This window comes from Pseudocitrobacter sp. RIT415, from assembly GCF_003057695.2.
Taxonomy (GTDB): domain Bacteria; phylum Pseudomonadota; class Gammaproteobacteria; order Enterobacterales; family Enterobacteriaceae; genus Pseudocitrobacter; species Pseudocitrobacter faecalis.
The window spans coordinates 48,343-61,627 of the sequence record NZ_QBJC02000020.1 but is presented as its reverse complement, the minus strand read 5'-3'; the positions used below and the strand labels follow the sequence as shown (position 1 = coordinate 61,627).

General features: G+C 57.7%; 12 protein-coding genes. 10 read left to right on the top strand and 2 right to left on the bottom strand.

The window, feature by feature from the left end:
* Positions 1-17 precede the first annotated feature (17 nt).
* The 5 genes from DBY68_RS17785 (at position 18) to uca (ending at position 6,754) form a co-directional block, all read left to right on the top strand.
* Complete coding sequence (locus tag DBY68_RS17785) at positions 18-833, top strand: ABC transporter permease (RefSeq protein ID WP_108474468.1); 816 nt, start codon at positions 18-20, stop codon at positions 831-833.
* Positions 830-1,651 carry an ABC transporter ATP-binding protein gene (locus tag DBY68_RS17780; protein WP_108474467.1) on the top strand — a complete coding sequence of 274 codons (822 nt, stop codon included), beginning with the start codon at positions 830-832 and terminating at the stop codon, positions 1,649-1,651. The genes DBY68_RS17785 and DBY68_RS17780 overlap by 4 nt, the downstream gene beginning before the upstream one ends.
* Positions 1,614-2,342: an urea amidolyase associated protein UAAP1 gene (locus DBY68_RS17775; RefSeq protein WP_108474466.1), complete on the top strand. Its 729-nt coding sequence runs from the start codon at positions 1,614-1,616 to the stop codon at positions 2,340-2,342. Before DBY68_RS17780 ends, DBY68_RS17775 begins: the two co-directional genes overlap by 38 nt.
* 10 nt (positions 2,343-2,352) lie before the next feature.
* A complete protein-coding gene (locus DBY68_RS17770) occupies positions 2,353-2,988 on the top strand; it encodes an urea amidolyase associated protein UAAP2 (RefSeq protein WP_108474465.1) in 636 nt (211 codons plus the stop codon).
* Positions 2,989-3,151: 163 nt separating this feature from the next.
* The gene (gene uca, locus DBY68_RS17765) at positions 3,152-6,754 is read left to right on the top strand and encodes an urea carboxylase (protein WP_108474464.1); all 3,603 of its coding nucleotides are present in this window, start codon (positions 3,152-3,154) and stop codon (positions 6,752-6,754) included.
* Positions 6,755-6,776: 22 nt separating this feature from the next.
* Here the strand turns inward: uca and DBY68_RS17760 are convergent, their stop codons facing one another.
* Together DBY68_RS17760 and DBY68_RS17755 are read right to left on the bottom strand one after the other, a co-directional pair.
* Positions 6,777-6,968 carry a hypothetical protein gene (locus DBY68_RS17760; protein ID WP_108474463.1) on the bottom strand — a complete coding sequence of 64 codons (192 nt, stop codon included), beginning with the start codon at positions 6,966-6,968 and terminating at the stop codon, positions 6,777-6,779.
* 280 nt (positions 6,969-7,248) lie between these two features.
* Entirely contained in the window at positions 7,249-7,488 is a 240-nt protein-coding gene (locus DBY68_RS17755; RefSeq protein WP_108474462.1) for a DinI family protein, read from the bottom strand.
* A 214-nt stretch (positions 7,489-7,702) separates the two neighbouring features.
* Here DBY68_RS17755 and DBY68_RS17750 point away from each other — a divergent pair, with 214 nt between their 5' ends.
* From DBY68_RS17750 to DBY68_RS17730, 5 genes are read left to right on the top strand one after another with little or no spacing between them, the layout of a single operon-like run.
* Positions 7,703-8,677: an aliphatic sulfonate ABC transporter substrate-binding protein gene (locus tag DBY68_RS17750; RefSeq protein WP_108474461.1), complete on the top strand. Its 975-nt coding sequence runs from the start codon at positions 7,703-7,705 to the stop codon at positions 8,675-8,677.
* A gap of 4 nt (positions 8,678-8,681) precedes the next feature.
* A complete protein-coding gene (locus DBY68_RS17745; RefSeq protein ID WP_108474460.1) occupies positions 8,682-9,494 on the top strand; it encodes an ABC transporter permease in 813 nt (270 codons plus the stop codon).
* Positions 9,495-9,496: 2 nt separating this feature from the next.
* Complete coding sequence (locus tag DBY68_RS17740; protein ID WP_108474459.1) at positions 9,497-10,231, top strand: ABC transporter ATP-binding protein; 735 nt, start codon at positions 9,497-9,499, stop codon at positions 10,229-10,231.
* 55 nt (positions 10,232-10,286) lie between these two features.
* Positions 10,287-11,684 (top strand): LLM class flavin-dependent oxidoreductase, encoded by a 1,398-nt coding sequence (locus tag DBY68_RS17735; RefSeq protein WP_108474458.1) that lies wholly within the window; start codon positions 10,287-10,289, stop codon positions 11,682-11,684.
* Complete coding sequence (locus DBY68_RS17730; RefSeq protein ID WP_108474457.1) at positions 11,681-12,898, top strand: acyl-CoA dehydrogenase family protein; 1,218 nt, start codon at positions 11,681-11,683, stop codon at positions 12,896-12,898. The genes DBY68_RS17735 and DBY68_RS17730 overlap by 4 nt, the downstream gene beginning before the upstream one ends.
* Positions 12,899-13,285 lie beyond the last annotated feature (387 nt).

Genomic DNA, 13,285 nt, shown 5'->3' with positions numbered 1-13,285 from the left:
CGACGGGAGCCTTCGCCATGCGCCAGATTAACCGCCACCCCCAGCACGGCATGCGAATCATGTTAATGCTGCTGCCCTTCGTGCTGCTGATTGCCGCCTGGTTTGTCGGCTCGACCCTGCGTCTGGAGGCCAACCCTCACGACAAACTGTTGCCGGGCCTGTCGCAAATGCTGTCGGCCATCGACCGGATGGCCTTCACCCCGGACCGTCGCAGCGGCGAATATTTGCTGTGGGCCGATACGCTCATTAGCCTGACGCGTTTGCTGCTTGGGCTGGCGATTGCGTCACTGATTGGGCTCAGTATCGGGATTACCGCGGGCGTTTTCCCGATGTATAGCGCGGCGCTGTCACCGCTGATGACCGTGCTTTCTATGGTGCCGCCGCTGGCAATCCTGCCGATTCTGTTCATCGTGTTTGGCCTTGATGAGCTATCCAAAGTGATGCTTATCGTGATTGGCATCACGCCGATGCTGGCGCGCGACCTCGAACAGCGGGCGAAAGAGATCCCGGCGGAGCTGTTCATCAAGGCGCAAACGCTCGGTGCCAATAGCTGGACGGTGGTGCTGCGGGTGGTTTTGCCGCAGTTGATTTCCCGGTTAATTACCTCACTGCGCTTAATGCTTGGCTCGGCATGGCTGTTTCTGATTTCAGCGGAAGCCATTTCTGCCACCGCCGGTCTGGGCTATCGCATTTTCCTGGTTCGTCGCTATATGGCGATGGACGTCATTATTCCTTACGTCATCTGGATAACCCTGCTGGCGTGGCTGATGGACCTGGCTTTACGCCAGTTGCACAAACGCTGCTTCCCGTGGGCAGAAGGGGGCCGGGCATGAGTTTTATCGCGGTGAACAATATCTGGCAGGAATATGGCGACCACGTCGTGCTGGAGCGCATCAACCTGACGGTGAAAGAGGGTGAGTTTTGTTCAATGGTCGGCGCGTCTGGCTGCGGAAAATCGACCTTTTTACGCCTGCTGTTGGGCCAGGAGCGCCCCAGCCGTGGCGAAATTTTGTTGGATGGCAAACCGCTGCCCGGTGAACCCGGCAGCAGCCGGGGCGTGGTATTCCAGCGTTATTCCGTTTTTCCGCATCTCAATGTGCTGGATAACGTGGCCGTTGGGCTGGAACTCCCGGCGTCGCCGTTGCTGGGTCGACTGTTTGGCGCACGCAAACGTGCCGCGCGGGAACTGGCCGCGCAGATGCTGGAAAAAGTTGGTTTGAGCCATACGCTGGATAAATACCCGGCACAGCTGTCGGGCGGCATGCAGCAGCGTCTCGCCATCGCCCAGGCGTTCATTATGCAGCCGCGCGTCCTGCTGCTCGATGAACCCTTTGGCGCACTGGACCCCGGCATTCGCAAAGATATGCACGCGCTGCTGCTGGCGCTATGGCGCGAAACGGGGATGACCGTGTTTATGGTTACCCATGATCTGACGGAAGGTTTCAACCTTGGCACCCGTTTGCTGGTGTTTGACAAAGTGCGCATCGACCCGCAGGCCCCCAATGCCTACGGCGCGCGGGTGACCTACGACATTCCGCTCAATGAATCGCGGTTATCCCAGCGCCAGCCAATTGGTACAGACCACAACGTATTTCCCATAAGGAGAGAATCTGATGAAACCACGACTTCACACTACATCGAGCCTGCGTGAAGAGCAGGTGCCGGGCGGCGGTCAGGCGTCATTTATTCTGCGGCGCGGGCAGATCCTGCGTCTGACCGATATCGATGGCAATGCCAACGTCAGCATGATGATGCTTAACCCACACGAGAAAAGTGAACGGCTCAATCTGCCCGATACCCTGAAAGGGCAGCACACTGCGCGTCTCACCGCCGGGCACTGTTTCTACTCCGACATGGGGCGCGTGCTGGCGGGCATTGTTGCCGATACCTGCGGCTGGCATGACCCCTTTGGTGGCGTGCTGAATGCACAGGAAACCGCGGAAAAATATGGTACCGGGCGCTATCAGGAACTGCGCAACGGCTTTTATCGCAACGGCGTCGATAACCTGCTGGTGGAGTTGGGTAAATGGGATCTTGGTCTGGAAGATTTGCTGATGGTGGTGAATTTCTTCAGCAAAGTGACGGTGGATGAAAATGGCGACTTCCATTTTGTGCGCTGGCATTCGCAGGTGGGTAATTACGTCGAACTTTTTGCCCCGATGGACGTGTTGATCGTCCTGACCGCACTGCCGCATCCGCAAAACCCTGACACGGATTATGCGCCGCGTCCGGTTCAACTGAGCTGGTACCAGGCTTGCGATGAGCAGGCTGCAACAGCCGCGCTGTTCACGCGCGATGAAAATCAGCGCGCGTTTATGAATACGCAACTTTTCACCCGTTAAGGAGCCTGTGATGAACACGATGACCAGCCCACGCCATCCGCAAGACGCGGTGTTCCGCCACGTGATCCCGGCGGGAGAGCCCTATTTGTTTGAAGTGAAAAAGGGGCAAACTTTACGTTTGCTCGATCTCGAAGGTAATCAGGCTATCGACACCCTGTTCTACAACGCGGATAACCCGCGTGAACGCTATGACGTGCAGCGGACATTGCGCCGCCAGGGGAATGCCTATTTGACCACCGGCAGCGTGCTTTACTCTAACCTTGGTAATCCGTTGTTAACGATAGTGGCTGACACCTGTGGGCGTCATGACACTCTTGGCGGCGCTTGTGCTCAGGAGAGTAATAGCGTGCGCTATTCGCTGGACAAACGTTACATGCACAGTTGCCGCGATAACTTTCTGTGCGCCTGCCTGCACGATGGTCGGCTGCATAAGCGCGATATCAGCGCCAACATCAACTTCTTTATGAACGTGCCGGTGACGCCAGAGGGGGGATTGACCTTCGAAGACGGTATCTCGGGAGCGGGTAAGTATGTGGAGCTGATTGCTGAATGCAACGTGATGGTGCTTATCTCCAACTGCCCGCAGCTTAACAACCCGTGCAATGGCTGGAACCCAACGCCTGCCGAGGTGCTGGTATGGAACTGACCCGCTGGCAACGCTGGCGCAAGGTGATTTTTCGCCTGTTTGCCGCCCGTGCCGATCGCCTGAACCACACGCCGACGCCGAAAGCGTAAGCGCGTGTACCCTGAGGACGACCTCAGGGGAATGACTTTATCGCGGGACGACCCGCCAGAATTGAGTCATCACTATGTTCACAACACTCCTCATTGCCAATCGCGGGGCTATCGCCTGTCGAATTTTACGTACGTTGCGCGCTATGCACATTAAGGGCGTGGCGGTCTATTCTGAGGCTGACCTCAGCAGCCTGCACATCCGTGACGCTGATGAGGCGATAAGCCTTGGCGAAGGCCCGGCGGCACACACTTATCTGGTTATCGACAACATTATCGCCGCCGCCAAAAGCCGCGGGGCCGGCGCGATTCATCCCGGATACGGTTTTCTGTCGGAAAACGCGGCCTTTGCCGAAGCCTGCGAGGCCGCTGGGCTGGCATTCGTGGGCCCAACGCCTGAGCAACTGCGAACTTTTGGGCTGAAGCACACCGCACGCGCGCTGGCGAAAGCACAGGGCGTGCCGATGCTGGAAGGAACGGAACTGCTGGCGGATGCGCAGGAAGCCTGCCAGCAGGCCGCATTGATAGGCTATCCGGTGATGCTGAAAAGTACGGCGGGCGGCGGTGGAATTGGGATGCGCGTGTGCCGGGATGCGCGAGAACTCAGCGAGTCGTTCGACGCTGTCGTGCGTTTGGGACAGAACAACTTTAGCGATGCTGGCGTCTTCCTGGAGAAGTACATAGAACGTGCTCGCCATCTGGAAGTGCAAATTTTTGGCGATGGGGACGGTGATGTTATTGCCCTTGGCGTGCGCGACTGTTCGGTTCAGCGTCGTAACCAAAAAGTGATTGAAGAGACGCCCGCGCCGAATCTGCCGGACGGGATGAGCGACGCGTTGTGTGAGGCCGCCATTGCTCTTGGCAAAGCGGTGAACTACCGCAGTGCGGGTACGGTGGAGTTTGTTTATGACAGCCTCGCCGCGCAGTTCTATTTCCTCGAAGTGAATACCCGTTTGCAGGTGGAGCACGGCGTCACGGAACAAGTGTGGGGTGTGGATCTGGTACGCTGGATGATTGAACTGGCCGCCGGGGAGCTCCCTCCCTTATCAACGCTGGCTGCCGGGTTAACGCCGCGCGGCCACGCGATTCAGGCGCGTATCTATGCTGAAGATCCGGGGCGTCAGTTTCAGCCATCGCCGGGTTTACTGACCGAGGTCGTTTTTCCACCTGCAGATGGCGCGACGCTGCGCATTGACCGCTGGATTGAAGCCGGATGCGAGGTGCCGCCGTTCTTCGACCCGATGCTGGCTAAAATGATTAGCTGGCGTGATAACCGGGCAGAGGCGCTAACGGCCCTGAACAACGCGCTTGCCGAAACGCGTTTATATGGAGTTGAAACCAATCGCCTTTATCTCCAGCAAATTCTGACGTTTGCACCGTTTAGCCAGGGCGAACCCTGGACCCGCTGCCTGGACGCGTTGCACTATCAGGCGAATACCGTTGAGGTGATGAGCGCCGGAACGCAAACCAGCGTGCAGGATTATCCAGGGCGCCTGGGCTACTGGGCCGTCGGCGTGCCCCCTTCAGGCCCAATGGATAACCGGGCACTGCGTCTGGGCAATCGCCTGCTCGGTAACCCGGAAGGGGAGGCTGCGCTGGAGATAACCCTCAGCGGCCCCACCCTGAAATTTAATACGGCGGCGGTGGCGGTTGTCTGCGGCGCATCAATTCCCGTAACGCTTGATGGCATCGCGCAGGTGATGAACCGAACGTTCACCATCCCCGCCGGATCGACGTTGAAAATCGGCGAAATCACGGGGGCTGGCGTGCGAAGCTACGTATGTTTGCGCGGCGGCATCCAGGTACCCATGTATCTCGGCAGCAAAAGTACCTTCACCCTCGGCCAGTTCGGTGGACATGCCGGGCGCGCGTTGCGCGCGGGCGATGTGTTGCATCTGGGTGAATGCCATGACGCACAGCAGGCGACGCTGCCCGCATCGCTGGAAACGCACTTGCCGGATGTGCGCACGCTGCGCGTAATCTACGGCCCGCACGGTGCGCCGGAATTCTTTGCCGAAAGCTATATTGACACCTTCTTCACCACCGACTGGGAAGTACACTTTAACTCCAGCCGTACGGGGGTGCGCTTGATCGGCCCGAAACCCCTTTGGGCACGTGAGAGCGGTGGCGAAGCGGGGCTGCATCCATCGAATATTCACGATAATCCGTATGCGGTGGGTGCGGTTGATTTTACCGGCGATATGCCCGTCATTCTTGGGCCGGATGGCCCGAGCCTGGGCGGGTTTGTTTGCCCGGTCACCGTTATCGAAGCCGATCTCTGGCAGCTAGGTCAGCTAAAGGCGGGAGACAAAATCCGCTTTGTTCCTGTCAGCCTGAAAACCGCGCGTCAGCTTGCGCAGTCGCAGGATATGGAAATAGATACGCTGCAAGCCATCGACAATGGATGGCAGCCTGCCGCGTTAAACTCGCCGATCGTGATGAACTGCGGTGAGGGTGATAAGCGGTTGATTGCGCGCGTATCGGGCGACACGCATTTGCTGCTTGAGGCCGGGGAACCGGAGCTGGATCTGGTGCTGCGTTTTCGCATTCACGCCCTGATGCAGGCGCTGGAGCGCGCATCGCGGCCAGGTGTTATTGACCTGACGCCAGGCATTCGATCTTTACAGGTGCATTTTGAGCCGGAAACTTTGGCGCTTGATGCGTTGCTGGCGTGGGTGCGCGATGAATGGCATTCCGTTTGCGGCAGTGACGATCTACAGGTGCCCACGCGAGTAGTGCATCTTCCGCTCTCATGGGATGACCCGGCCTGCCGCAAGGCGATTGATAAATACATGACCACCGTGCGTCCGGATGCGCCCTGGTGCCCAAGCAACCTCGAATTCATTCGTCGGATCAACGATCTGCCCGATGAGCAGGCGGTCTGGGATACGGTGTTTGACGCCAGCTATCTGGTGATGGGGTTAGGGGATGTCTATCTGGGGGCGCCGGTGGCGACGCCGCTGGATCCTCGCCACCGTCTGGTGACCACCAAATACAACCCGGCGCGAACCTGGACTGCGGAAAACTCGGTAGGCATCGGCGGGGCTTACCTCTGCGTGTATGGCATGGAGGGGCCGGGCGGTTATCAGTTTGTCGGACGAACCCTTCAAATGTGGAATCGCTATCATCACGTCGCCGATTTCGACGGCAAGCCGTGGCTGCTGCGCTTTTTTGACCAGATCCGTTTTTATCCCGTTTCGGGAGAGGAATTACTGCAAATTCGCCGCGATTTCCCGCTCGGGCGCTATCCGTTGCGCATTGAGCACGGCACGCTGCGGCTGGCGGAGTATCAGCAGTTTCTTGAACGTGAAGCGCAGGATATTGACGCGTTTCGTGAACATCAGCAGCGGGCGTTCAACGAGGAACGCGATCGCTGGATCGCCAGCGGACAGGCGCATTTCGACAGCCAGGAGAGCGTGGCGCAAGAAGACGCAGATGCACCACTCCAGATGGGAGAGCAGGGTGTGGAGAGCCCCATCTCCGGGAATCTCTGGCAGGTGCAGGCCGCCGCAGGTAGCCGCGTGCGTGCAGGCGATGTGCTGGTGATTCTGGAGTCGATGAAAATGGAAATCCCGCTGCTGGCACCGTGTGATGGCGTGATCCAGCATCTGAGTGTGCAACCCGGCTCGTCAGTGCGTGCCGGGCAACGGGTTGCGGTGATTCTGGAGGAAGTCGCTTAGCCGTAAGGCTCGCGCGGTGTGATTACTGCAGATTCCCGGCAGTCAAATTTTCTGCATCAAAAGCGTGGCTGACATCGATATGATTCTGCCCTACGGACGTATCGATGTTTGAGCCCGCTTCAACGCGGGTATTATCGGCAGCCAGCGCGCTGGCGGATAACAGAGAAGCCAGTGACAGCGTCGCGACAACGGCAAAAGATTTGAGTGATTTCATGATAAGGCTCCTTGGTACAACCAGAGGGTAAGTAGGTTGTTGTTTTGATAACTACAAGGATAAAGTGTGACGGCGATCATGAAAATCGGAATGTTTTGCGGGTCTTGTTCAAAAAAATAGAATGATGGTTGGCTGATACGGGTCAGTTAAGGGGGGATTCACTTCTCAGCGCTTCTCCTTGTTGCGCTCCTGTTTTCAGGCAGGAGATCTAAAAGGATTTTTTGCTGAGAGGTGTCCGGGACAGAGCCTGGTGGGCTCTGCTCGTCGAATGCTTGGTGTTTTATTCTGCCACCATCCACATATCAGCGTCTTCGAACATCTCTTCCAGCATTCGGTTAAGTTTTTCCCGATCGCTTTTGCTGGCGTCACTATTGAGGCCATTGGCCTGCATCGGTTTTACGCGTACATCGGCATCTGGAAACAGGCGATGCACCCGTTTAGTCAGCTCCGCTAAGATGATTTCACGCGCGTCAGGCAGCCCTGCAACGTTACGTTTATCGTAAACCAGTTCTACAAACATACTGTCTCCAAATACTGAATGTTTATACAGTATTATGCGCTATAACCGGGGGCGGACGTCAACAGATTTGTCATCAGTATTCCGCTAATTACCCGCCATATTTCAAAAATGTTAATAACCTTCTGCGTAATTGTTATTTTGTGGCCTTAAGGCTATCCCCTACAGTGGCGAAACAGAAACAACAATAATCACATCGCACATTTGGGGCCGCACCATGCACGCTAAAAAAACCTTTTTCGCCAGAACCGCATCTGCGCTGGCGCTGACATTCGCCGCGTTTTACAGCCAGGCAGAGGCGTTACCGACACTAAGTCTCGATTACGCTTACTATGCCCCGGAAAGCCTCATCGTGAAGAAAAATCACTGGCTGGAAGATGAATTAAAACCGCAGGGGACGGAAGTGCGCTGGGTATTATCGCGCGGCTCGAATAACTCGCTGGAGTTCCTGAACAGCGGGTCAACCCAGTTTGCGCTCACCTCCAGTATCTCGGCGTTTGTCAGCCGCACCAACGGCCAGCCGGTGAAAGCGGTATACAGTTATCTTTGGTACGTTCCGAGCCTGCTGCTCATTCAAAAGGATTCACCGCTGAAATCCATTGATGAACTGAAAGGCAAGAAAATTGCCGCGACCAAAGGCACCGATCCCTATTTCTTCCTGCTGCGGGCGCTGGAAGCGAACCATCTCAAGCCGAGCGATGTGAACATTGTTCATCTTCAGCATCCTGATGGCCGTACCGCCCTGGAACAGGGGCGCGTTGACGCCTGGGCCGGGCTGGACCCGCATATGGCGGCGGGGCAACTGGCAGGAGATAAAGTGCTCTACAGCAACGATAAATTTGGCGTTGCGGCATTCCTCAATACTAACGAGAAATTCCTTGCGGAACATCCCGACACGGTCAAACAGGTGATTGCCGCTTACGACAAAGCGCGCCAGTGGATTATTGCCAACCCGGACGAAGCGGTGAAAGTGATTGCCGCAGAAACCAAACTGCCGGAACCGGTTATCAAACTCCAGCTCAGCCGTTACGACCTGACCAAACCGATTCCCGGTGAGGCGCATCTGAATGCCATCAAACCGGTCATCCCTCTACTACAACAGGACAAAATTTTGCGTTCCGGTACCGATCCTGATAAGGCGCTGAGCACGCTGGTGGATAGCGCGCTGGCCAAGCAGGTTGTGGGGGAATAAGCCTATGTCCGATATCTTGCGGGGGACGAAGGTTAAACCGCCACGACGATTTACCGTTAAGCGCTATAACCTGCGCGGCTGGGCGCTGCCGATTCTGGCGGCGCTGGCCGTGGAGATAATCGTGCGGCTGGGGATTATCCCGGCGTGGGTGATGCCGCCCCCGGAAGAGCTTTTCTACAGCTTTGTCGAGCTGGCGCAGGGGGAACTCTGGCAGCATATTCTGGCCAGTTCTCTGCGCGTGCTGGCAGGCTTTACCATCGGCGCGTCGCTCGGCGTGCTGGTGGGATCGCTGGTGGGGTTGAGCCGCAGCCTCGAAAGCTGGCTTGACCCAACATTTCAGGCGCTGCGCGCGGTGCCCAGCCTCGCATGGGTGCCGTTGCTGCTTATCTGGATGGGTATCGATGAAAGCGCCAAAATCACGTTGATCGCCATTGGCGCGTTCTTCCCGGTTTATCTCAATCTGGTAGCAGGGATCCGCAACGTCGACCGCAAATTGATTGAACTCGGCACGCTCTATCGCCTGAGCGGTGCGCAACTCATCCGCCGAATTATTCTTCCTGCCGCGCGGCCTTATCTGTTTACCGGCCTGCGCAGTGGGCTGTCGATGTCCTGGCTTTGTGTGGTGGCGGCAGAACTGCTGGCGGCGACGCAGGGTGTCGGCTATCTGCTGACCGATGGTCGGGAAAATTCGCGCCCGGACCTGGTGCTGGTGGCAATTATTACGCTTGCGATGATGGGCAAACTCTCCGATAGCCTGCTGAAAAAACTGGAAAACCGCATGATGACCTGGCGGGATAACTACGAAGGAGGTCGTTAATCATGGGGGCAATTTTACAGCTTGAGCACATTGAGAAAAGCTTTGCCGAACGCACTATTTTACGCGATATCCACATTCGCCTGGACGAGGGCGAAATCGTCAGCCTGCTGGGTGCCAGCGGCTGCGGCAAAAGCACACTGCTGCGAATTGCAGCCGGGCTGGACACGGATTATCGCGGACGTTGCCTGTATGGCGAAGAGCAGAGCACCCGCCAGGATCACCGCGTCGGCGTGGTGTTTCAGGAGGCGCGTCTGTTCCCGTGGCTGACCATTGAACAAAATATTGGCTTTGAAGATGACAACCGCGCCGATGAGGCCTGGGTGACGCAGTTGCTCAACGATGTCGGCCTCAGCAGCCATCGCGGCAAGCTGCCCAAACAGCTCTCCGGCGGACAGGTACAGCGCGTGGCGATTGCGCGCGGGCTGTACGGGCGCCCGAAGATTTTACTGATGGATGAACCCTTTAGTGCCGTTGACCCGTTCACGCGCATGAACCTGCAAAACCTGGTGCTCAATCTGGCGCGTCAATACGGGATTGCGGTGCTGCTGGTGACCCACGATCTGGATGAAGCGTTTTATCTCAGCGATCGGGTGGTCATTTTAGGCGGCGAACCGGGGCGTGTGCTGCGTGATGTCGCGGTTTCGCTCCCGCATCCGCGTGACCGTAACGCCAGTGAACTCGCCAGCTATCGCAAGAGCGCGCTGGATTTACTGGTCAGTCACCACGCCGTTTCCTGAATCCTTTTCATGCATTTCTTACCTTTTATCGCCGTGTTGCGAGGGGAGCCCCTTGATGAAAAAACAGATACGACTGAATGCTTTTGAGATGAATTGCGTCGGGCATCAGGCTTCCGGGCTGTGGCGACATCCGCGCGATCGCGCCTGGCAGTATAAAGATCTCGCCTACTGGACAGAGCTTGCCCGCCTGCTGGAGAAAGGGCTGTTTGATGGCCTGTTTATCGCCGATGTGATTGGTTATTACGATGTTTATGGCGGTAACACTGAGGCTGCGCTGCGTGATGCGGCGCAGATCCCGCTCAACGATCCCTTACAGCTGATTGCGCCTGTTGCCATGGTCACTGAACATTTGGGGATAGGCGTCACCATTTCGACCAGCTATGAGCATCCTTACACTTTTGCCCGCCGTCTGGCGACGGCCGATCATCTTTCCGGCGGTCGCGTGGGCTGGAATATCGTGACCTCTTATCTCGACAGCGGCGCGCGCAATACCGGGCAACAGGCGTTGCTGGAACATGACGCCCGTTACCAGCGCGCCGACGAGTATATGGAGGTGGTGTATAAGCTGCTGGAAGGCAGTTGGGAGCAGGATGCGGTGGTGCGCGACAAGGAAAAGGGCATTTTTGCCCATCCAGAGAAAGTGCATCCCATTCGTCACCACGGTGAACATTTTCGCGTGCCGGGCGTGCAGATGAGTGAACCCTCGCCCCAGCGCACGCCGCTGCTATTCCAGGCCGGTTCGTCCGGCGCGGGCGTCAACTTTGCGTCTCGTCACGCCGAGAGTGTGTTTGTGAATTCTCACACCCTGAGCGGCCTGAAGAGTTATGTCGCTTCCCTGCGCGAGCAGGTTATCGCCAACGGGCGACAGGGTAACGATGTGCTGGTCTACACCCTGGTGACGGTGATTGTGGAAGAGACCGACGAAAAAGCACAGCAAAAATATGAAGAGTATCAACGCTATATCTCACGCCCCGGCGCGCTGGCGTTGATCTCGGGCTGGACGGGTCTTGATCTCGCTGCGCTGCCGCATGATGTGCCGTATCCGCAATTACCGGAACCGGCTTCAGGGCTGGTGGCGCGTTTTGCCGCGGGCGACACCTCGTGGACACTAAACGATCTTGCTGATTATGGCGCTATCGGCGGCCTGGGGCAGGTCTTCGTGGGATCGGCATCAACCGTCGCGGACAAGCTTCAGCTGTGGGTCGAAGAGACCGATATCGATGGCTTCAACCTTTCGTATGTGGTGGCGCATGAAACCTTTAATGATGTGGTGAAGTGGCTGGTGCCGGAGCTTCAAAGGCGCGGCGTTTACCAAACACGTTACCCCCAGGGAAAAACGCTGCGGGAAAAAATGTTTGGCCGGGGGCCGCTGCTGCCGGAAAACCATCCGGCGCACGCCTACCGCGATCCTGCCCGCTATACCGACAACGTCAAGCAAGAGGTAAAACAATGACCGCATTCTGGACGCTACAGACCAATGATAACGATCCGCAATACGCCGCGCTGGCAGAAACCTTTCGCCCGGTATTTGCGCGGATTCGCGAAGGTGCACAGGCCCGTGAGCAGCAGCGAGAACTGCTGTTTGAACCGCTACAGTGGCTCAAAGCCGTGCGCTTCGGCGCGCTGCGCGTGCCAGTCACGGCGGGAGGCTATGGGGCCAGCTTGCCACACTTTTTTGCGCTGCTGACTGAGCTTTCTGCCGCCGATTCCAATATCACTCAGGCGCTGCGAGGGCATTTCGGGTTTGTCGAAAGCGTACTGGCGTCTACGGATGTCGGGAAACAATCGCGCTGGTTTACCCGACTTTCTCAGGGAGATTGGGTCGGCAACGCCTGGAGTGAGCCGGGTGATGCGAAGCAGGGGACGTTCACAACTCAGATTGTGCGTGAGGGCGAACACTATCGCCTGAATGGTAAAAAATATTACACCACCGGTTCGCTGTATGCCGACTGGATCAACACCGGCGTCAGCGATGAGCAGGGCGTGTGGGTCAATGTGGTGGTGAATCGCCATGCGGAAGGGGTGACGGTAGAAGATGACTGGGACGGTTTTGGCCAGCGCCTCACCGCCAGCGGCACCACGCTGTTTGCCGATGCACCGGTGCAGGCGGAAGAGTTGACGCGCCATGAATCGGCGACGTCCTACGATCCTGCGTTCTATCAACTGGTGCATCTCGCGACATTAACCGGCATTGGTCTGGCGGCGGCGCAGGATGTGGCACAGGCGGTACGTACCCGCACGCGCAGCTACTCCCACGGCAACGGCCCGCGCGCGGCGCAGGATCCGCAGATCTTGCAGGTCGTGGGTGAGGTTTACAGTGCTGTGTATGGCGCAAATGCCATTGTGGCGCAGGGTGCACGCGCCTTGCAGCAGGCGTTTGAGGCTATCGGACATGCCGAGGCGGCGGACGACGCCAATCAACAGGCGGAACTGGAGATCGCCCAGGGGCAAACGGTGGTGTCTGCGTTAATTCTGGATGCGGTAACGCGACTCTTTGATGCCCTTGGCGCATCGGCAACGTCCTCTGCGCAGGGATTGGATCGCTATTGGCGTAATGCGCGCACGCTGGTTTCGCATAACCCGCGCGTTTATAAGGCGCGCATCGTAGGGGATTACGCCGTGAACGGCACTCCGCCGGGGTATCAGTGGCGAATTGGTACGGCGTGATTGATTGCCGGGGGCGCTGCGCTTGCCCGGCCTACAACGGCTCAACCCGCCGTAGGCCTGATAAGCGCAGTTCGGCACCGTTGCCGGGGGCGCTTCGCTTGCCCGGCCTACAACGGATGAAAACCCCGTAGGCCTGATAAGCGCAGCGCATCAGGCGCAGTTCGGCGCCATTGCCGGGGGCGCTTCGCTTGCCCGGCTTACAACGGATGAAGTCCCCGTAGGCCTGATAAGCGCAGCGCATCAGGCGCAGTTCGGCGGCATTGCCGGGGCGCTTCGCTTGCCCGGCCTACAACGGATGAAGTCCCCGTAGGCCTGAAAAGCGCAGCGCCATCAGGCGCAGTTCGGCGCTGTTGCCGGGGGCGCTTCGCTTGCCCGGCCTACAACGGA